A 20,529-nucleotide genomic window follows, 5' to 3' on the forward strand; every position below is an offset into this window, starting at 1 on the left:
CTTTTCAGTACTAGAGCACACGCAGAATACTCGTCAACATGCATAAAAATCATTACTAACAAAGTGCTATGAGAAGAAATAATTACCAACGTGTCATTCAACATGTCACTCTTAATCAAGAAGACTCCGTAACCAAAAGGGTTAAGCGTCTGTCACATTTGAATATCAATGAAATTAAGACGATCACCCCTCAAGACCTGCTCTCGACCGCTTCTGGTCCGCGTAACCGAATTTTGCTCTTTGATTACAAAGAATCTTTAGATCTCTTTCGACAGGTGTTAAATCTGCCGTTGGCAAGCAAAAACTTTGAGACCGTGCTAATCAATGTCCCTCATCGGTTAACAACAGAAGAGATTCTTCGTTATGGGCATATAAAAGGGTTATTTTACAGTCATGAGGAGGCTAAAAAAGTGGTGATTGGCTTAGGTGAAATTATCAACGGAAAGAACTGGCTACCGCGTGATGTAACGAGTCAGTTATTGCATCACTACCGCCACGTTGTTTCCGCTCATACGTCTCCCACTGTCGTTGATTTAACCGCTCGTGAAATAGAAATTCTTCGTTGCCTGCAGTCCGGTGCCAGTAATCTGCAAATATCAGAAGACTTATTTATTACTGAATCCACCGTTAAATCCCATCTTTATCAGATCTTTAGAAAGCTTTCTGTGAAAAATAGGTTACAAGCCATCGCTTGGGCGAATCAAAACTTACTGTCTTAGTTTACGTCGCCATTGTTCATCGTATCAGTCAGAGTTCGCTCAATTTATCTCGAAAAGCTGAGCGAACTCTGTCACATTTCTACTGTCATAAAACAGCGATATTCTGTAGACTTAGCTCCAATAGCCCGCCAGTGGCAGCAAATTGAAACAAATAAAGATAAAGGTTTTTATCATGATCAAAAAGTGCCTATTCCCAGCAGCTGGTTACGGGACTCGTTTCCTACCAGCCACCAAATCTATGCCGAAAGAGATGATGCCAGTGGTCAACAAGCCGCTGATTGAGTATGGCGTGGAAGAAGCGATTCAAGCCGGAATGGACGGGATGTGCATTGTGACTGGTCGCGGTAAGCACTCTATCATGGATCATTTCGATAAAAACTACGAGCTTGAACACCAAATCAGCGGCACTAACAAAGAAGAGCTTCTGGTTGATATCCGCGACATTATTGATTCAGCACAGTTTACTTACATTCGCCAGCGTGAAATGAAAGGTCTAGGCCATGCAATTTTGACTGGGCGTGAACTTGTGGGTGACGAACCATTTGCGGTGGTACTAGCTGATGACCTTTGTGTCAACGAAGATCAAGGCGTACTAGCACAAATGGTCGCACTCTACAAACAGTTCCGCTGTTCAATCGTTGCAGTCCAAGAAGTGCCAGAAAACGAAACGCACAAATACGGTGTTATCTCTGGTGAAATGATCAAAGACGATCTTTTCCGCGTGGATGATATGGTTGAAAAACCAGAACAAGGAACAGCACCAAGCAACCTTGCTATCATCGGTCGTTACATCCTAACGCCAGATATTTTTGAACTCATCGAGCAAACTGAACCTGGCAAAGGTGGTGAAATCCAAATCACGGATGCACTGCTTAAACAAGCAAAAGCAGGTTGTGTATTGGCTTACAAATTTAAAGGTCAACGTTTTGACTGTGGCAGCGTAGAAGGCTATATCGAAGCCACTAACTACTGTTTTGAAAATTTATACCTTAAAGATGAAAAAACCGCTGAGCTTGGTAAACACGCAACTAAAAAAGCCTAATTCAGCCTGAACACATAAAGCATACGACAAGTGATAGCGCCACTTTCTTTTAGAGGTGGCGCTTTTTACACTCATATGCCTGTTTTTTTATCCAGTATTTCTTTGCACAAACTTCACACTATGTAATACTTGTCACACTACGTATTACATGAGTGGCAACAATGGATAAGATCGAAGTTAGGGGTGCTCGCACCCATAACCTAAAAAACGTCAATCTGACAATTCCTCGCGACAAACTGACCGTTATCACCGGCCTTTCTGGCTCAGGTAAGTCTTCATTGGCCTTTGATACTCTGTATGCAGAAGGACAGCGTCGTTATGTGGAATCCTTGTCCGCTTATGCAAGACAGTTTTTATCATTGATGGAAAAACCCGATGTTGACCATATCGAAGGTTTATCTCCAGCTATATCTATTGAGCAAAAGTCGACCTCTCACAACCCTCGTTCGACTGTAGGAACTATCACCGAAGTCTATGACTACTTGCGTTTGCTGTACGCACGTGTAGGCGAACCACGCTGCCCAGAGCACAAAACCCCCTTGGCTGCACAAACGGTTAGCCAAATGGTTGATAAGGTTCTAGAGCTGCCAGAAGGCTCTAAAATGATGTTACTTGCTCCGATTGTTAAAGAGCGTAAAGGTGAACATGTTAAAACATTAGAAAACCTCTCAGCTCAAGGCTTTATTCGTGCTCGTATCGACGGAGAAACGTGCGATCTCTCCGATCCACCGACACTGGAGCTACATAAGAAGCACACTATTGAGGTAATCGTCGATCGTTTTAAAGTTAGAGATAACTTGCAACAACGTCTTGCGGAATCTTTTGAAACCGCACTAGAACTATCCGGTGGCATCGTTGGCGTCGCTTGGATGGACGAACCAGAAAAAGACGACATCATTTTCTCAGCCAACTTCGCTTGCCCTTATTGTGGTTACAGCTTACAGGAGCTTGAGCCTCGTCTGTTTTCGTTTAACAACCCTGCTGGTGCTTGCCATACCTGTGATGGTTTAGGGGTACAACAATATTTCGATCCAGCACGAGTTGTGATGGATGAAGAACTGAGCATAGCGGAAGGTGCGATTCGTGGATGGGATCAGAAAAACTATTATTACTTCCAAATGCTGACCTCGCTGGCCAAGCACTACGATTTTGACTTATTCGCTCCATTTAAGTCTCTGCCGAAAAAGATCAAAGATGTGGTACTCACAGGCTCAGGACGCACTGAGGTAGAGTTTAACTATGTCAACGATCGTGGTGATATCCGTGTGAAACGTCACCCATTCGAAGGGATCCTAAATACCCTCGAACGCCGCTATCGTGATACAGAGTCTAATTCAGTACGTGAAGATCTCGCCAAGTATATTTCAACTAAGTCTTGCGGTTCTTGCGGCGGCACTCGCCTGAGAGAAGAAGCTCGCAACGTTTTCATTGCAGACACTACAATGCCAGAAATTGTTGAAATGAGTATCAGTGATGCCATGGACTTTTTCCGAACTCTGAAGCTAGAGGGTCAGCGTGCCCAAATAGCTGAAAAGGTTATGAAAGAGATCAACGACCGACTACACTTCCTGGTTAATGTTGGTCTTAACTACTTAAACCTGTCACGCAGCGCAGAAACATTATCCGGCGGTGAAGCACAACGTATCCGCTTGGCAAGCCAAATTGGAGCGGGTCTAGTTGGGGTAATGTATGTTCTTGATGAACCTTCAATCGGTCTTCATCAGCGCGATAATGAACGTCTGCTTAATACGCTCACCCACCTAAGAGATTTAGGCAACACTGTGTTGGTTGTGGAACACGATGAAGACGCTATCCGCATGGCCGACCATGTTATTGATATTGGCCCAGGTGCTGGCGTACACGGCGGCTCAGTAGTAGCTGAAGGTACTATTGAAGACATTATTCAATCCGAAGAATCACTAACCGGTCAGTATCTGAGTGGGAAACGTGAGATCTCGATTCCTAAGCAGCGCACACCAATGGATGCGAAGAAAGTAGTGAAGCTGCTGGGAGCAACAGGTAATAACCTCAAAAATGTCGATTTAACCATTCCGGTCGGTCTTTTTAGCTGTATTACTGGTGTTTCTGGTTCTGGTAAGTCAACTCTGATCAACGATACGTTTTTTAAGATTGCGCACACTCAGCTCAATGGGGCGACGACAGCCGAACCCTCTCCCTATAAGAAGATTGAGGGATTAGAGCATTTCGATAAAGTAATCGATATTGACCAAAGTCCAATCGGTCGAACACCGCGCTCTAACCCAGCGACCTACACGGGTATCTTTACGCCAATCCGTGAACTATTCTCTGGCACCCAAGAATCACGCTCTCGTGGCTACAAGCCGGGTCGCTTTAGCTTCAACGTTCGTGGTGGTCGCTGTGAAGCATGTCAGGGTGACGGTGTTATCAAAGTCGAAATGCATTTTTTGCCTGACGTGTACGTACCTTGTGATGTTTGTAAAGGCAAGCGCTATAACCGTGAAACCTTAGAAGTGCGCTACAAAGGTAAGACCATCGATGAAGTGCTACAAATGACGGTGGAGGATGCACGTGAGTTCTTCGATCCGGTTCCCGTGATTGCACGAAAACTACAAACGTTGATGGATGTAGGCCTTTCGTACATTCGTCTTGGTCAAGCAGCGACAACTCTCTCTGGTGGTGAAGCTCAACGAGTTAAACTGGCTCGAGAACTTTCCAAACGTGACACCGGAAAAACGCTCTATATTTTAGATGAGCCGACAACTGGCTTGCACTTCCATGATATCGAGCTCCTCTTGTCAGTGCTTCATCGCCTACGCGACCACGGCAATACCGTCGTTGTTATCGAGCACAACCTTGATGTCATTAAAACTTCTGACTGGATCATTGATTTAGGACCTGAAGGCGGGCAAGGTGGAGGCGAAATTATTGCTCAAGGCACTCCAGAAAGTGTGTCTCAAGTCGAAGGTTCGCACACAGCACGCTTCCTAAAACCTATGCTAAAAGGTTAAATTAAGGCATCTTAGAAGAGTGATGTCTGGTTACGTCACTCTTTTTCTTGTTCATAAACTAGTAGCAAGCATGGCAATTATTCATACCAACGGTACACAACTGGCTGAAAACCAAATCCGTCCCCCGCTTAATCGAAAGTTCATGGCCGCTATGGCGATGCTTTACCTCATCGCGACGCATGTCTTCTGGCCAAATCCCGGTGGTTCAGGGCTTGCGCTCACCTTTAACAATACGGCTTGGATAGCGTTCAGCTTTACCTTAGCCATAGGACTTTATCAACTAGGCACCAACCAAATATTACGTTACAGCAAGCTCACTATTGGTTTGCTACTCTCATGCATTCTATTAAGTGTCCCACTGTTATACAGCAAACCTGATATGTTCTCCGTCGCTCCACGTTTCATTGCTTTATGGAGTGGTATGTTGTTATTCATTATATTGCAGCAGTTTCGATTCACGAATAAACAGAAGCAACGCTTTTTGTGGTTAGTTGTCCTAGCCGCTCTGATTGAGTCTGCAATTGGCTATGGACAATATTTCTTTCTGTCTTCAAGTAACTTCATGGACTATGACGTCGTCATTGACCGCCCTTATGGCATCTTCCAACAACCTAATGTGATGGCGAGTTTTCTCGCTACGGCACTGGTCTTGTCAGGTTACTTGTTGGCGCGCCAACGACATAAATATAACTGGCACATCAGCGATGTCTCCATTTTATATTTAACACCCGTCATTACTTTACCTCTGATTATCATTTTAGCCTCAAGAACTGGCTGGTTAGGAGCCTTAATCGGAACAATACTGCTTATTCCTTATCTCTATCGCCACTCGACTCTCAAGCGCTTTCTTGGCTGGACTTTTGCAACCTTAATAGGCGTCGTCTTGGGACTTTTGCTTGGGTTTGGGAACACCAGTAGTCAAAATCTCCTCGAGCAAAAAGCGAGCTTTAGCGATATTCGCACAACGATTTATAGTCAATCTATCGACATGTTGATCGAGAAACCATTTACTGGCTATGGATTAGGTAAGTTTGAGCCTGAGTATATCGTGTACACAGCACGACAACATCAACTCAATAACCGTTTTGATGCCGGTGTACCTGCCCTTGAACATCCTCATAACGAGCTACTATTTTGGGGGGTTGAAGGCGGGGTGCTGCCAATTTTAGGTATTTTACTTGCTGCTCTTTTTGTACTGAGCCGGATTTATACCGCTAAAGCCGGTACACGTTTAGCCATCTTTGCTCTCTTTGTCCCTATTGTTTTACACAGCCAATTGCAATACCCCTTCTATCATTCGTTGATACATTGGGTAACTTTTATTGTCCTCATTTATTGGGTAGATCAACGAACGCCTCGACTAAAACAAACATCGATATCAAAGGTGACAAAAACGCTCACACGAGCAATGTCATTATTGCTTCCTATCTTAATTACCACATACATGGTTGCCTCTTTGCATACCAACTATGTGTTAACAAAATTCGAAAAATCCGATCCTATCGATGTCACGATTTTGGAGCAAGTAAGTAACCCCATGGCTTGGCAAGATCGCTATGATTGGGATGTTTACAGCACCTACTTAAAATTCGGCCTAAGCACTGGCAATCAAACTCTTATTCAGCCTTACATAGATTGGTCTGTCGATATTATTCGTCATAAACCACGCCCTGCTTTATATCGCAACCTAATACTGGCTTACCAAGGAATAGGAGACCAGAGCAAAGCTCAGCAAGTCAAAGCTGAAGCGGAATATCTGTTCCCTTATCAACCATTTGAGCTAAATTCGCCACTACCTATTCAAACACAACCACACGACCCACAAGCCTCTGCGGTAAACTAACTACACATTAGCAATATGAACATGGGACGCGACTTGGCGTCCCCTGTGTTATCCTCCCCAATCATACAGAGCTGGAATATCAATGATGTCGTTATCAAAACGGATCGTAATGAACTGAGGCTCTATGGCCAGTAGCTGAATGTTATTCAGCCTGTCTCCCTCTTTTAACTCCAGCCCGTTGATCTTAACCCACCGTCGCTGAGCATCAGACGAATACATGTGAGTTTGTAGATTCAATGTCGGCAGGCGACCACGATAACGAGCTTGATTATCTTTCAGGGCAATATGATCAGAGTTGTTTGTTACTAAAGAAGGTTCTGTTTTGTTGATAGCAGACGCCACTTTACGAGCAATTTCAGGATCTAAACCGCTAAGATCTAAGTTGTCTAAATCAAAAGGCTGCTTTGAAGATGTTGCTTCTGGAATAACGGTACTAGGTACAAGAGTATCCGCTGAACGATTGCGTTGAGGCCCCTGAATGGTAGAAAAAGGCATACTGACTTGCGGCAATGGTTTCAGCTCAGAAAAGTCAGGATAAGCCAGAATAGAATAAGATTGACTTGGTTGTTGCAGCGTTTCCGGAGCACTCTGCGAAGCGGTTGCACCGATAGAAACAAACACTAAGCTACTACAAATTAGAAACCTCATAACGACTCCTCTTGGCTCCTCTCAACTCTAATAAAAGGTGGGTTAGATTGAGTTAATAGTTCCAACTTACGCAGTGTAATTTGTCCAGCGATTCCATCGACATGTATGTTCTGCCAACGCTGGAAGATTTCTACTTTATGCTTTAACGCTTGGTCGAAAACATCGTTGCCAGATGGTGTACTACCAAGAACTTTAGACAATTTTTCATCTAATAAGCGAACTTGCTCTCCCTGCTGATTTAATCGAAGCGTTATTTGTAATTCACGTTGCCAAATCGAGTAATACTCGCCCGTCCAAAGTTGCTCGAGCCATGATTTAGGCATCGAGATACGTTGTTGACCATTGAGCACTTGCACCTGGTCGCCTGAAACTTGATACAACACTACGTAACTTTGCTGTCTATCCAAATACAATGTCATCACAACGGGCAAATTCTGTTTTTCAATTTGAGCAAAGGTTCCTAGATACTTCTGACACTCAAAACTACTGTTCGATGACTCTTCACACAGGCCATCAAGCAAGTCGGCTTTGTAACCCCATACTGCATAAAGCTCTTGAATCGCTGATATTTTATCTTCTCGATTAAACAGACTTCGCACCAAGTCCTCTGGATAAGGTTCAGCAACATTATCATCAGGGCTTATCACTGCTTTAGGTGATGTAGTTGAGGCACTCACTGGTGAAGTCGTTGAGGCGCTCACTGGCTCAGCAAATTGTTGGTTCGATAATGATGACAACCATGCCAATCCGTCAGCACCTTTCCAATATAGGCCACCTGCTACCGCAATACCCAGTAGTGCGGGCATCGCATAAGTAGAAATAAACTCGAATAAACCATGGCTATTGTTTTGCCTCTGAAGCCCAACACCTGGTGCTTGGAAAGAAAGGATGTCCTCACACGCTTTTTGCGCCTGTAACTTAGAGACACTTTTCTCTCCAGAATGATAAGCATACTGTAATGCTTTATCACCAATCAGATTAATCAAGCGTGGAATACCCTGACTCGCTTGATTGATTACCGAAACCGCACCTTTGGAAAACAGTGACATATTACCGCCAGCCGTCGACAAACGAAATTCTATATATTGACGAGTTTCTCCTTCTGTGAGTGGCAATAAATGATAGCGCCCTGTGATTCGCTGGGCTAATTGGCGTAATTGGGTTGTGCGCAGTTTTTCTTGCAACTCAGGTTGACCAATCAACAATACTTTCAGTAACTTATGGTCATCGGTCTCAAGATTGGTCAGTAGTCGTAACTGCTCAAGCACTTCCGCAGATAAGTGCTGAGCTTCATCGATGACCAGTAACGTATTGATGCCTTGCTGGTCATTGTCGATAAGGTAGTGGTATATGGCTTGGCTGAGCTGCTTTAAGGAAGCCTTTTCATGGTAATTCAGCGAAAACTCATCGCAAATGGCTTCAAGTAGATCTTGACTCGAAAAGGTAGGGTTAAGGATAAACCCGGATGCGGTTTTATCATCCAAAGACGCGAGCATTGCTTTGGCTACGGTGGTTTTTCCGGTACCGACTTCCCCAGTTAACATCGCAAATCCACCACCCTGTCCAAGTCCCGCTTGAAGATGGTGCATTGCCTCTCGATGTCGCTGACTCAAGAATAAATAACGAGCGCTTGGTACTATTGAAAAGGGTACCTCGTAAAAACCAAAATAATCCTTATACATCCGTTCAACCTTACAATATCCGTAAAAGCAAAGTACCATTGAAGCAGATGAATGCCAACGGCTAAGTACAAAAAAGAGGAGAGCCAATTTGCAAGTCTATCTTGTTGGGGGCGCTGTACGCGACCAATTGCTAAAGCTTGAGAGCTATGACAAAGATTGGGTCGTGGTGGGAGCAACACCAGAGCAAATGCTGGCTGACGGCTTTCAAGCTGTAGGCAAGGAATTTCCAGTCTTCTTACATCCTAAATCGAAACAGGAGCATGCGCTTGCTCGTACTGAACGTAAGGCAGGCAAAGGCTATACTGGTTTCGAGTGCTTTTCATCGCCGGATGTCACTCTAGAGCAAGACTTAATGCGCCGCGACCTTACCATCAATGCCATGGCACAAGACGATTCAGGACGTATCATTGACCCCTACAACGGACAACAAGACTTAAAAGATAAAGTATTACGTCATGTCTCACCGGCATTCGTCGAGGATCCGCTCAGAGTATTACGTGTCGCTCGTTTCGCCGCTAAGCTCAGACATCTAGGATTTACGGTGGCTCCAGAAACCATGGATTTAATGAAATCGATCGTTAGCGGTGGAGAATTGCAGCACTTAACCGCCGAACGGGTATGGCAAGAGTGGCACAAATCACTGACAACTCGTCACCCCGAGGTGTTTTTAGACACACTTCGTTCCTGCGGAGCTCTTGCGGTGGTTTTACCGGAATTAGACGCGTTGTTTGGTGTTCCACAACCCGAAAAATGGCATCCCGAGATAGATACAGGCATACATACGCTAATGGTTGCGCAGCAAGTCGCCTTACTCAGCACATCGCCAATCATCCGTTTTGCTGCTCAAGTCCACGACCTTGGAAAAGCGTTAACGCCAAAAGAGGAGTGGCCAAGTCATAAGCTTCATACGCACACTGGGCAAAAAGCTATAAAGTCTCTTTGTAGTCGTATACGTGTACCAAATGAGTATCGTGATTTGGCGGTTGCAGTTTGCGCTCAGCACTCCAACGTTCATCGCGCGGCCGAGCTAAGGCCTGCAACCTTCATTAAGATTTTGGGTCAACTCGATGTGTGGCGTAAACCCGAGAAATTACAGCAAGTTTTGATGTGCTGTGAAGCCGACCATAAAGGACGAAAAGGACTAGAGGGTAACCCGTATCCACAAGCCGAACGTTTCATGCAAGCCTACCAAGCGGCAATCAGAGTGGAAGTACAAGACATCATAGCAGATGGCTTTAAAGGTCAAGCGATTAAAGAAGAACTGGATAAGCGTCGTGTTAAAGCCGTAGAACAAAGCCTAAGCCCTAAGGCTTAGGCTTTGTCGTCTTAGCTCATCAGTAGAAACGCAAATAGGCCTACACCTAAAATCAATCGATAGATCACAAATGGTGTCATACCCATTCTTGAAATCAGTTTTAGGAAAAAGTGAATACAAATGTAGGCGCTAATAAAAGACACAATGATGCCAGTTAGCAGGAAACCAACATGAATGGGCTCTGAACCTGTCACCAGTTTTAGACCAAGATAAGCACCAGCTAAAGTGATGATTGGGATAGACATCAGAAACGAGAAACGCGCTGCCGCTTCGCGAGTAAAACCGAGATACAGCGCCGCGGTGATGGTTGCACCAGAGCGAGAAGTACCAGGTATGATCGCCAAAGCTTGTGCTAAGCCAATAAATAACGCTTTCTTCCAACCCGCTTGGTATTCATCGTCTGCTAACTTGGAGTTTTTATCCACCCACCAAAGCAACAAGCCAAACACAATTGTCGTTGTCGCAATCACATAAGCACTACGCAAATACAGCTCCACAATGTCTTTCATCAGCAAACCAAAGATGCACGCTGGAATCGTTGCTAGGACAATCATCCAAGCCAACTTAGCCTCTTTGCTGCGCTCCCCTTTGAAAATAGAGTCGAATAGCGCGCCAAACAAGGTAACCACTTCCTTGCGAAAATAGATAACCACCGCAGCTAACGTACCCACGTGTACGGCTACATCAAAGGCTAAGCCTTGATCTTCCCATCCTAAAACCGCTGAAGGCAAAATCAGGTGAGCCGAACTTGAGATAGGCAAAAACTCAGTAAGCCCCTGAATTAGAGCCAGAATAAAGGCTTCAAAGTAACTCATTATTCACTACCAACTAAAATTGAAAATCGATTCTTCTTAAAGCCACAGGAGCTGGAATCGCCGCTAAGATCTGACCGAGTGAGCGCTCATCGTTTGGAATAACCAAATCTGGCGCAAGATCATACAAAGGTTGTATGACAAATGAATATTTAAAAATGTCTTCACGTGGAACGAGCGGTTTTTTTTGTGAGATTTCATTGCCAAACAACAGAATATCGAGATCGATGGTGCGATTTTGAAACTTAGCTGCATCAATATCTCGCCCCCATTTCACCTCAATCTCCTTCAGAGCTGCACTGAGTTCCACCAAGTTCAACGATGTATCCAAACGAACCACCATGTTATAGAAATCATTACCAGAGAAACCAAAAGATTCACACGCATACACAGGCGACATTTTTAAATTACTAGCAATGAGTGATAGCTCTTGGCACGCAGCGCGAATGTGTTTTTCACGCTCCACGTTAGAACCAACCCCAATAAAGGCCGTAATCATGCCTCGCCTCGTTCAATGACAACGCCAACACTTTTCGCTTGTGGTACTGCGCCCGGTTTTGCTAAGCGAATTTTCACCCAAGGTACTGAAAATTGCGTTTGAATTAAATCTGCTATTTCTTCCGCCACTCTCTCCACTAACAAAAAACGGCCATCTTCAATATGGTTAAGTACCGCTTCGCTCACTTTTGAATAATCTAAAGCATCCATGACATCATCGCTTTTTCCAGCAGGGGCATTGTCGTGAGCCATTTCAATATCTAATATAAGCTTTTGTTTTATTTCTTGTTCCCAGTCATAAACGCCAATAGTTGTAATGACTTCTAGCTGTTCTATGAATACTTTATCCAATGCCATGATTTGTCCTTTATTAGAGGTCGGATACCCATTTGTCGGGAAAAAACGTACTATTTTCGATATGATATCAGTCCCCTTAGATAATTTCTTGCGAAAAGGTGCCTAATGACCCCATTAGCGTTTGCTATGATCATCGCTGCTTACTTGCTTGGTTCAATATCGAGTGCAGTATTGATCTGTCGTTTGCTGCGATTACCTGACCCAAGAACCGTGGGTTCCAATAACCCAGGCGCAACGAATGTACTTCGCGTTGGCGGTAAAGGCGCTGCCATTGGTGTATTGCTGTGCGATATGCTCAAGGGAACCATTCCCGTCTGGAGTGGTTACTATTTAGGGATCGATCCTGTGATTCTTGGTGTCATTGCCATCGCTGCATGTCTTGGACATATGTACCCTATTTTCTTCCACTTTAAAGGTGGTAAAGGGGTGGCGACTGCACTTGGTGCGATTGCACCGATCGGCTGGGATCTTACTGGGCTGATTACGGGTACTTGGCTAGTGGTTGCCGTGATCTTTCGTTACTCATCACTGGCGGCGATCGTTACCGTTTTACTTGCACCCGTTTATACTTGGATGGCAAGACCTCTCTTCACTCTTCCTGTGGCAATGTTGAGCTGTCTTATTTTGTTAAGGCATCACCAAAATATTCGTCGATTGTTCGATGGAAGTGAACCCAAGCTAGGTAAAAAAAGATCTCATCATTGATTGCTGATCAAAGAACAAAAAGCGGCGCCATTGGCACCGCTTACTCGTATTGAACATTTGTCAGGTTTGCCATTAGCTGTGCTGAGCTAAAAACTCTGTCAACATAGCCGTTACGTATTCTGGCTGCTCTAAATTACTGATATGGCCAGCCTCTGGGATCACATTGATCGTGCTGCCAGAAATCAGGTCGTTCATCAAATATGATTCAAGTACTGGACGAGGCTTGTCCTCTGCACCAACAGCAACTAAGGCCGGTAACGCGAATTTCTCAATGTCATCGCACAAGTCACGTCGGCCAAAGACCATACGACCAATCCTTGCTACTTCAACCGCTCGGTCGCCACTTAACGCTGACAACTTCGCTTCAAAACTCCCCACAAGTTCAGCATTCACTTGTTTGGCATTATTAGCAAAGAACAATGGCACGACCGCCTCAACAATCGGCGCAGGTACGGCTTTCCGCTCGGAAATCGTCGCTAGCATGGCGAAGTATTTAGCATGAGCAACTTCAGGCTCTAGACCGACAAACGTATCCATAAGGACTAAGCTTTTGACTCTCGCTGGTGCTAATGCAGTTAGCTCTGCGCCCCACATTCCGCCAACGGACAAACCAACAATGGAAAATTCTTCTATTTCAAGAGCATCCATTAACGCCAATATATGGTGCGCGTAATCTTTAAGGTTCGACATTGAAGTCGGCGCTGCTTCAGACTCACCATGTGACCATAGATCTGGAACGATACAGCGATAATGGTGACTCAGCGCTTCCACTTGAGGCTGCCACATCGCCCTGTCCCACAGGTAGCTATGACCGAACAGAACGACTGGCCCCTGCCCTACATCTTGATAAGCCATGGTTTGACCATCAACCTTGAATTGCTTCATATACCTTCATTCCCTATGTTTTTTGACAGGTTAACACAGACAGCAAGTCATAGACCTTCGCTGTTTTGTTAAAATATGTCGTTAAAAAGGCCACCGAAGTGACCTTTTTTTATGCTTTAATCGGCTTAAGCTGGTCAATTGGCCAACGTGGCGTTGCTTCTACTGAAAGTTCAGCGGCTTCACCATTTTTTAGCCGCTGCATACCTGCATAAGCTATCATGGCACCATTGTCGGTACAAAACTCCGTACGAGGATAGTAAACCTCCCCGCCAATTTTGCTCGCGAGAGCCTCAAGCTCCTGACGCAAGAACTTATTAGCACTTACACCACCGGCAATAACAATGCGTTTCATACCAGTTTGTTTCAGCGCTCGTTTACATTTAATCGCCAATGTATCGCACACCGCTTCTTGGAAAGCATAAGCAATATCTGCGCGAGTCTGTTCACTGTCATCATTATCGGCAATAGTATTGGCAGCAAATGTCTTCAAACCAGAAAAACTCATGTCCAAACCAGGACGATCCGTCATTGGACGAGGGAACTTGAATCGACCAGGTGTACCTTTATCCGCCAATTTAGACAATAAAGGCCCTCCTGGGTAATCTAACCCCATTAGCTTCGCGGTTTTATCAAACGCTTCACCCGCCGCATCGTCAATGGATTCGCCAAGGATCTGATATTCACCAATCCCTTTTACTTCCACGATCATACTGTGGCCACCAGAGACCAAAAGCGCGATAAATGGGAACGGCGGTGGATTATCCTCTAGCATAGGAGCAAGCAAATGGCCTTCCATATGATGGACCGGAATCGCCGGCACTCCCCAAGCGTATGCCATGCTGCGACCAATCGTCGTACCGACAAGCAGTGCACCAACTAACCCAGGTCCTGCGGTATACGCGACACCATCAATGTCTTTTGGTGTCAAATTCGCTTCTGCTAACGCAGCTTTGATCAACGGGATCGTTTTTTTAACATGATCACGAGATGCCAATTCTGGAACCACTCCGCCATAATCAGCGTGCAGTTTCACTTGGCTGTATAGTTGATGTGAAAGCAATCCTTTCTCATCATCATAGATTGCGATGCCAGTTTCATCACAAGAGGTTTCAATACCTAAAATGCGCATATTGTTCTCGACATATTTCGAAATTGTCGCAATATTACCTCGTCATTGGCTCTCAAACAAATTTTGTACAAGAGATAGACGACAAAGTACTTTACAAAGCCCATCTGATCGGATTAAAATTCCGCACCATTTTTGATCTAGCTGGTTTACCGCTTAGAACTAAGAACTTCACTAGGAACTTCTTAGACCTAACAAACAATCGCCAGCATTAATGAATAGTTAACCCCTGAGGTGAAAGGCATATGCCAGTAGTTAAAGTACGTGAAAACGAACCGTTCGACGTTGCACTACGTCGTTTCAAGCGCTCTTGCGAAAAAGCAGGTATCCTTTCTGAAGTGCGTCGTCGTGAGCACTATGAAAAACCAACTACAGTTCGCAAACGCGCTAAAGCAGCTGCTCAAAAGCGTCACGCTAAGAAGCTAGCTCGCGAAAACGCTCGTCGCGTTCGCCTGTACTAATAACTAGGTCCAATAGGATTTAAGTTATGGCTCTGATTGATAAACTCAAAGACGAGCAAAAACTAGCGATGAAAGCCAAGGACAAACTGCGCCTTGGCACTATTCGTTTAGCTTTAGCAGCCATTAAGCAACGTGAAGTTGACGAACAGATTACTCTGGGCGACGACGACATTCTTGCTGTGCTGACTAAAATGGTTAAACAACGTCGCGACTCTGTTACGCAATTTGAAGCAGCAGGTCGTCAAGATCTCGCTGAAGCTGAGCAAGCTGAGATTACCGTTCTTGAGGATTTTATGCCTCAACCGCTCACTGACGAAGAAGTGTCAGCACTGATTGAAAGTGCGATTGCTGAATCTGGTGCTGCGGGCATGCAAGACATGGGTAAGGTAATGGGTGTGCTTAAGCCACAAATTCAAGGCCGTGCAGATATGGGTAAAGTAAGTGGCTTAGTTCGCGCTAAACTCGCTTAATTGCCCAACCAAATTGCAGCAAGCCGTGCTATCCTTTGGAACGCACGGCTTGTTTGTATCTCACTCTTGTAAAAAGGTTTTATGGCAGGAATTATCCCTCGTAGCTTTATTGATGATCTGTTGGCTCGCCTTGACATAGTCGACATCATTGATGCACGCGTAAAACTGAAAAAACAAGGCAAGAACTACGGTGCTTGCTGCCCTTTCCATAACGAGAAAACCCCATCATTTAGCGTGAGCCAAGAGAAGCAGTTTTATCACTGTTTTGGTTGTGGCGTACACGGAAATGCTATTGATTTTCTTATGGAATATGAGCGCCTTGAGTTCGTAGAGGCTATCGAAGAACTCGCCGCTTCACTTGGGCTCGATGTCCCTCGTGAGCAACGTAATGGCAGCTCAGGCAATTTTTCCAAAGGGCCTACCGCCAATAGCGAGCAAAAACGATCTTTGTATGATCTTATGGGTACGATCGGACAGTACTATCGAGATCAGCTTAAAGTTTCGTCAAATAAGGCCGCTATAGAGTACTTAAAAGGTCGTGGACTCTCTGGAGAAATTGTCCAGAAATTCGGCATTGGCTATGTGGCTGACGAATGGGACAGTGTCCGAAAAAACTTCGGTCAACAAAAAGCAACCCAGGACATGTTGGTGTCTGGCGGTATGCTTATTGAGAACGACAAAGGTAACCGCTACGACCGATTTAGAGGTCGTATCATGTTTCCAATCCGCGATAGACGCGGAAGAGTGATTGGGTTTGGCGGACGCGTTCTTGGAAACGACACCCCTAAATATCTCAACTCACCAGAGACACCGATTTTCCATAAAGGCAAAGAACTGTATGGTCTTTATGAAGTGTTGCAGGCTTATCGAGAGCCTCCACAAGTCTTGGTGGTTGAAGGTTATATGGATGTGGTTGCCTTAGCTCAATACGGAGTGGATTACTCCGTGGCATCACTAGGTACATCGACAACAGGTGATCATCTTCAAGTCCTATTTCGCCAAACAAGCACCGTCGTGTGCTGTTATGATGGTGACCGGGCCGGACGAGATGCAGCGTGGCGTGCCATGGAAAACGCTTTGCCGTATCTAAACGATGGCCGACAGCTGAAGTTTATGTTTTTGCCGGATGGTGAGGATCCTGATTCCTTCATTCGTCAAAACGGTAAAGAAGCATTTGAAGCTGAAGTGCAAAATGCAATGCCTCTGTCAGAGTTTATGTTCTCCTCGCTCATGCAGCAGGTGGATAGCCGAACAAAAGAAGGGATGGCTAAGCTTAGTACGCTAGCCGTTCCACTCATCGATAAAGTGCCAGGTGGAACCCTGCGTCTATACTTGAGAGAACTTCTCGGACGCAAACTTGGTCTTGTGGATGAAAGGCAGCTTCAGCAACTAATTGACCGACAAGGCCAACAAGAAACGCGAGCTCAGCCTCATAAAGAGATTAAACGCACACCAATGCGTGAAGTGATAGCTCTCCTTTTGCAAAATCCGAGCTATGCTGAAATGGTACCTGACCTCTCAACGGTAAGAGATTTATTATTGCCGGGGTTGAATTTATTCGTGGAAGTGGTTGATAAATGTCAAGCGCATCCCCATATGACTACAGGCCAGTTATTAGAACAATGGCGTGGTGGCAACAATGAGGCACTTCTGTCTCGTCTCGCAAGTTGGGTTATTCCACTTGACGACGACAATCAAGAAGACGTATTTATCGATTCATTGGACAAGATATTGTCTCAGTGCATCGAAAAACAAATTGAAAACCTGCAGGCCAAAGAAAGAAGTGTCGGCTTATCAGTCGAAGAAAAACGGGAGCTGCTAGCCTTGATGCTAGACTTAAAAGCGTAACCCAATTCAGTTAGTCAGCAATGAATAAATTTGTTAATATTAGAGGTTTGCATTTCGCATACTAAAATTCCTTCACCAGATCTTAAGTTGGATATCGTCTATGGACCAAAATCCGCAGTCACAGCTAAAATTACTTGTCATCAAAGGCAAGGAACAAGGCTATCTGACCTACGCAGAAGTAAATGACCACCTACCTGAAGAAATCGTCGATTCTGAACAGGTAGAAGATATTATTCAGATGATTAATGACATGGGTATTAAGGTAGTAGAAACTGCTCCTGATGCTGATGACCTTGCTCTGAATGATGACAACAACATCACTGATGAAGATGCTGCCGAAGCTGCTGCTGCTGCGCTTTCAAGTGTAGAAAGTGAAATCGGCCGTACAACTGACCCAGTGCGCATGTATATGCGTGAAATGGGCACCGTTGAGCTATTGACTCGCGAAGGCGAGATCGACATCGCAAAACGCATTGAAGATGGTATTAACCAAGTTCAAAGCTCTGTAGCTGAATACCCAGGCACTATCCCTTATATTCTTGAACAGTTTGACAAGGTTCAAGCCGAAGAGCTTCGCCTTACTGACGTTATCACCGGTTTTGTTGATCCAAACGAAGAAGAAACCACTGCGCCAACAGCAACTCACATTGGTTCTGAGCTTTCTGAAGCAGATCTGGATGACGAAGACGATGACGATGACGACGATATTGATGAAGACGACGAGTCTGAGGAAGAAGAAGATACAGGTATTGACCCTGAGCTTGCTCTAGAGAAGTTCACAGCGCTTCGTAACAGCTATCAAGATCTTCAATTAGTTATCAACGAGTATGGCTACGATAGTCCTCAAGTGGCTAAGTCTCACGAGTTGGTACAAGAAGTCTTTAAAGAGTTCCGTCTGACACCAAAACAGTTTGATCATCTAGTGAACGAATTGCGCACGTCTATGGATCGCGTTCGTACTCAAGAGCGTTTGATCATGCGTCAAGCGGTTGAATACGGCAAAATGCCTAAGAAATCGTTCATTGCTTTGTTTACTGGCAATGAGTCAAGCGAAGCTTGGTTAGATGAAGTCCTTGCTTCTGATAAACCGTATGCAGACAAAGTTAAACGTTACGAAGATGATATTCGTCGTTCGATTCAAAAACTAAACATTATTGAAGAAGAAACGTCGCTTTCTGTTCAAAACATTAAAGACATCAGCCGTCGTATGTCTATCGGTGAAGCAAAAGCTCGCCGTGCTAAGAAAGAGATGGTTGAAGCAAACTTACGTCTAGTAATCTCGATTGCTAAGAAGTACACCAACCGTGGCCTACAATTCTTGGATCTGATCCAAGAAGGTAACATTGGTCTTATGAAAGCAGTAGATAAGTTTGAATATCGCCGTGGTTATAAGTTCTCAACTTATGCGACTTGGTGGATCCGTCAGGCAATCACTCGCTCTATCGCAGACCAAGCACGTACGATTCGTATTCCAGTGCATATGATCGAAACGATCAACAAGCTGAACCGTATTTCTCGCCAGATGCTTCAAGAAATGGGCCGCGAGCCTCTTCCAGAAGAATTGGCAGAACGTATGCAGATGCCGGAAGATAAGATTCGTAAAGTACTAAAAATCGCTAAAGAGCCTATCTCTATGGAGACACCAATTGGTGACGACGAAGATTCGCATCTAGGTGATTTTATCGAGGATACTACTCTAGAGCTACCTGTTGACTCTGCAACAATGACGAGCCTACGAGTAGCGACTAAAGACGTACTAGCAGGTCTTACTCCTCGTGAAGCCAAAGTACTGCGTATGCGTTTCGGTATTGATATGAACACTGACCATACTCTAGAAGAAGTAGGCAAACAGTTCGACGTAACGCGTGAGCGTATCCGTCAGATCGAAGCAAAAGCATTACGTAAACTGCGTCACCCAAGCCGCTCAGAGACCCTGCGCAGCTTCCTAGACGAGTAATTCGTCACCAAATCAACAAAAAAGGTGAGCACTAGCTCACCTTTTTTGTTTTATGCGGTTTAAGTGATTAAAAAGTAAGCGCAATTACCCCTTATTGCGTCTAGACACCTAGCGTCCCTTCCCCTATAATCATCCACATATCGGCCCCTTAGCTCAGTGGTTAGAGCAGTCGACTCATAATCGATTGGTCCGCAGTTCAAGTCTGCGAGGGGCCACCAAATTTAGAAAAGGCGCGTGGAGAAATCCATGCGCCTTTTTTGTTATTCAGACGTACTAAGATGTAGTAACACTAGCACTCAGCCCATTAAGCAAGTAACGTTATTGAGAGTAGCTGAATGTGATAGTTAATATATTGTTACACAACTTTCACCATTAACTCTTTACACCAGTTCTCTGGCATTGAACACTGCCTTGCAACGTAAAGTTGGCAGTCCATAAAGTAGAGTCCAAAAGATATTATGAATAATACGACAGCTAGAAAGTCGAATCCCCTCTTTGAAATCCTGTTTAATGTCTTCATCCCTTCTTTCATATTGATGAAATTCAGCGGTGAAGAACACTTAGGAACGACCATGGCTTTGGTTGTTGCCTTACTGTTCCCTGTCGTCTACGGCGGTATGGATCTCATCCGGAATAATAAGTTTAACTTTATCTCTGCGCTTGGCTTCGTCAGTGTCTTATTAACAGGTGGTATTGGTTTACTAGAGTTAGATACTCGCTGGCTAGCCCTAAAAGAAGCGCTGATACCTGGTCTCATTGGTTTAGCTGTCCTTGGCTCAACCTTTACTCGATACCCGTTTATGCAGAAGATGATCTTAAACGATAGTATCTTCAACTTGTCATTAATCAAACAGCGCTTAGATGAGCGAGGTAACACCGAAGGGTTTGAACGTTGTTTGGTGTCATCGAACTACCTATTTGCCAGTACCTTTGCCTTTTCATCGGCGATGAACTATTTCTTAGCAACGTGGATTGTTACCAGCCCAGCAGGAACGCCAGCATTTAATGAAGAACTCGGTAAACTCACACTCTATAGCTATCCCATTATCGCCATACCAAGCATGTTGATGATGGTCGGCATCTTCTACTATCTATGGCGTCAGATTCGCCAAATGACATCACTAGAGACAGAACAGATATTCCATAGTCAGTAAAACCAAAGCCGCCTGGG

Annotated in this window: 18 protein-coding genes and 1 tRNA gene; 12 read left to right on the top strand and 7 right to left on the bottom strand. The window is 44.7% G+C overall.

Going from position 1 to position 20,529, the window contains the following annotated elements:
- Window positions 1-68 precede the first annotated feature (68 nt).
- The 4 genes from VTH8203_RS01420 to VTH8203_RS01435 all read left to right on the top strand — a co-directional run bounded on the left by VTH8203_RS01420 (window position 69) and on the right by VTH8203_RS01435 (window position 6,594).
- Window positions 69-719, top strand: coding sequence for a LuxR C-terminal-related transcriptional regulator (locus tag VTH8203_RS01420; RefSeq protein WP_096992027.1), 651 nt, complete (start codon window positions 69-71; stop codon window positions 717-719).
- A gap of 172 nt (window positions 720-891) precedes the next feature.
- Window positions 892-1,761, top strand: a complete 870-nt coding sequence (galU, locus tag VTH8203_RS01425; protein WP_096992028.1) for a UTP--glucose-1-phosphate uridylyltransferase GalU — start codon at window positions 892-894, stop codon at window positions 1,759-1,761.
- A 161-nt stretch (window positions 1,762-1,922) separates the two neighbouring features.
- Complete coding sequence (gene uvrA / locus VTH8203_RS01430; protein ID WP_096992029.1) at window positions 1,923-4,751, top strand: excinuclease ABC subunit UvrA; 2,829 nt, start codon at window positions 1,923-1,925, stop codon at window positions 4,749-4,751.
- 70 nt (window positions 4,752-4,821) lie between these two features.
- Window positions 4,822-6,594, top strand: coding sequence for a PglL family O-oligosaccharyltransferase (locus VTH8203_RS01435; RefSeq protein ID WP_096992182.1), 1,773 nt, complete (start codon window positions 4,822-4,824; stop codon window positions 6,592-6,594).
- A 48-nt stretch (window positions 6,595-6,642) separates the two neighbouring features.
- On the opposite strand, the gene VTH8203_RS01440 is transcribed toward VTH8203_RS01435, so the two are convergent.
- The gene (locus VTH8203_RS01440) at window positions 6,643-7,242 is read right to left on the bottom strand and encodes a general secretion pathway protein GspB (protein ID WP_096992030.1); all 600 of its coding nucleotides are present in this window, start codon (window positions 7,240-7,242) and stop codon (window positions 6,643-6,645) included.
- On the bottom strand, window positions 7,239-8,924 hold the full coding sequence (locus VTH8203_RS01445; RefSeq protein ID WP_096992031.1) for an AAA family ATPase: 1,686 nt from the start codon (window positions 8,922-8,924) through the stop codon (window positions 7,239-7,241). The genes VTH8203_RS01440 and VTH8203_RS01445 overlap by 4 nt, the downstream gene beginning before the upstream one ends.
- An 88-nt stretch (window positions 8,925-9,012) precedes the next feature.
- Between VTH8203_RS01445 and VTH8203_RS01450 the strand changes: the two genes are divergently transcribed.
- Window positions 9,013-10,239 carry a multifunctional CCA addition/repair protein gene (locus VTH8203_RS01450; protein ID WP_096992032.1) on the top strand — a complete coding sequence of 409 codons (1,227 nt, stop codon included), beginning with the start codon at window positions 9,013-9,015 and terminating at the stop codon, window positions 10,237-10,239.
- 11 nt (window positions 10,240-10,250) lie between these two features.
- Here the strand turns inward: VTH8203_RS01450 and VTH8203_RS01455 are convergent, their stop codons facing one another.
- Genes VTH8203_RS01455 through folB form a run of 3 tightly spaced genes read right to left on the bottom strand, consistent with a single transcriptional unit; the run spans window position 10,251 to window position 11,906 of the window.
- Window positions 10,251-11,054: an undecaprenyl-diphosphate phosphatase gene (locus VTH8203_RS01455; RefSeq protein ID WP_096992033.1), complete on the bottom strand. Its 804-nt coding sequence runs from the start codon at window positions 11,052-11,054 to the stop codon at window positions 10,251-10,253.
- Window positions 11,055-11,067: 13 nt separating this feature from the next.
- Window positions 11,068-11,550, bottom strand: a complete 483-nt coding sequence (gene folK, locus VTH8203_RS01460) for a 2-amino-4-hydroxy-6-hydroxymethyldihydropteridine diphosphokinase (RefSeq protein WP_096992034.1) — start codon at window positions 11,548-11,550, stop codon at window positions 11,068-11,070.
- Window positions 11,547-11,906 carry a dihydroneopterin aldolase gene (folB, locus tag VTH8203_RS01465; protein WP_096992035.1) on the bottom strand — a complete coding sequence of 120 codons (360 nt, stop codon included), beginning with the start codon at window positions 11,904-11,906 and terminating at the stop codon, window positions 11,547-11,549. Before folB ends, folK begins: the two co-directional genes overlap by 4 nt.
- 105 nt (window positions 11,907-12,011) lie before the next feature.
- On the opposite strand from folB, the gene plsY reads away from it, so the two are divergent.
- Complete coding sequence (gene plsY, locus VTH8203_RS01470) at window positions 12,012-12,611, top strand: glycerol-3-phosphate 1-O-acyltransferase PlsY (protein WP_096992036.1); 600 nt, start codon at window positions 12,012-12,014, stop codon at window positions 12,609-12,611.
- 72 nt (window positions 12,612-12,683) lie between these two features.
- On the opposite strand, the gene VTH8203_RS01475 is transcribed toward plsY, so the two are convergent.
- Window positions 12,684-13,496 (bottom strand): alpha/beta fold hydrolase, encoded by an 813-nt coding sequence (locus tag VTH8203_RS01475; protein WP_096992037.1) that lies wholly within the window; start codon window positions 13,494-13,496, stop codon window positions 12,684-12,686.
- Between the two features lie 109 nt (window positions 13,497-13,605).
- Window positions 13,606-14,625, bottom strand: coding sequence for a tRNA (adenosine(37)-N6)-threonylcarbamoyltransferase complex transferase subunit TsaD (tsaD, locus tag VTH8203_RS01480; protein WP_096992038.1), 1,020 nt, complete (start codon window positions 14,623-14,625; stop codon window positions 13,606-13,608).
- 242 nt (window positions 14,626-14,867) lie between these two features.
- Here tsaD and rpsU point away from each other — a divergent pair, with 242 nt between their 5' ends.
- The 6 genes from rpsU to VTH8203_RS01510 all read left to right on the top strand — a co-directional run bounded on the left by rpsU (window position 14,868) and on the right by VTH8203_RS01510 (window position 20,512).
- Window positions 14,868-15,083, top strand: a complete 216-nt coding sequence (gene rpsU, locus VTH8203_RS01485; protein WP_001145625.1) for a 30S ribosomal protein S21 — start codon at window positions 14,868-14,870, stop codon at window positions 15,081-15,083.
- A 26-nt stretch (window positions 15,084-15,109) separates the two neighbouring features.
- On the top strand, window positions 15,110-15,553 hold the full coding sequence (locus tag VTH8203_RS01490; protein WP_096992039.1) for a GatB/YqeY domain-containing protein: 444 nt from the start codon (window positions 15,110-15,112) through the stop codon (window positions 15,551-15,553).
- Window positions 15,554-15,634: 81 nt separating this feature from the next.
- The gene (dnaG, locus tag VTH8203_RS01495) at window positions 15,635-17,401 is read left to right on the top strand and encodes a DNA primase (RefSeq protein ID WP_096992040.1); all 1,767 of its coding nucleotides are present in this window, start codon (window positions 15,635-15,637) and stop codon (window positions 17,399-17,401) included.
- 100 nt (window positions 17,402-17,501) lie between these two features.
- Window positions 17,502-19,358, top strand: a complete 1,857-nt coding sequence (gene rpoD / locus VTH8203_RS01500; RefSeq protein ID WP_096992041.1) for an RNA polymerase sigma factor RpoD — start codon at window positions 17,502-17,504, stop codon at window positions 19,356-19,358.
- 142 nt (window positions 19,359-19,500) lie between these two features.
- A tRNA-Ile gene (locus tag VTH8203_RS01505) sits at window positions 19,501-19,576 on the top strand.
- A gap of 240 nt (window positions 19,577-19,816) precedes the next feature.
- The gene (locus VTH8203_RS01510) at window positions 19,817-20,512 is read left to right on the top strand and encodes a VC0807 family protein (protein ID WP_096992042.1); all 696 of its coding nucleotides are present in this window, start codon (window positions 19,817-19,819) and stop codon (window positions 20,510-20,512) included.
- Window positions 20,513-20,529: the final 17 nt, after the last annotated feature.

This window comes from Vibrio thalassae (assembly GCF_900089835.1).
Classification (GTDB): domain Bacteria; phylum Pseudomonadota; class Gammaproteobacteria; order Enterobacterales; family Vibrionaceae; genus Vibrio; species Vibrio thalassae.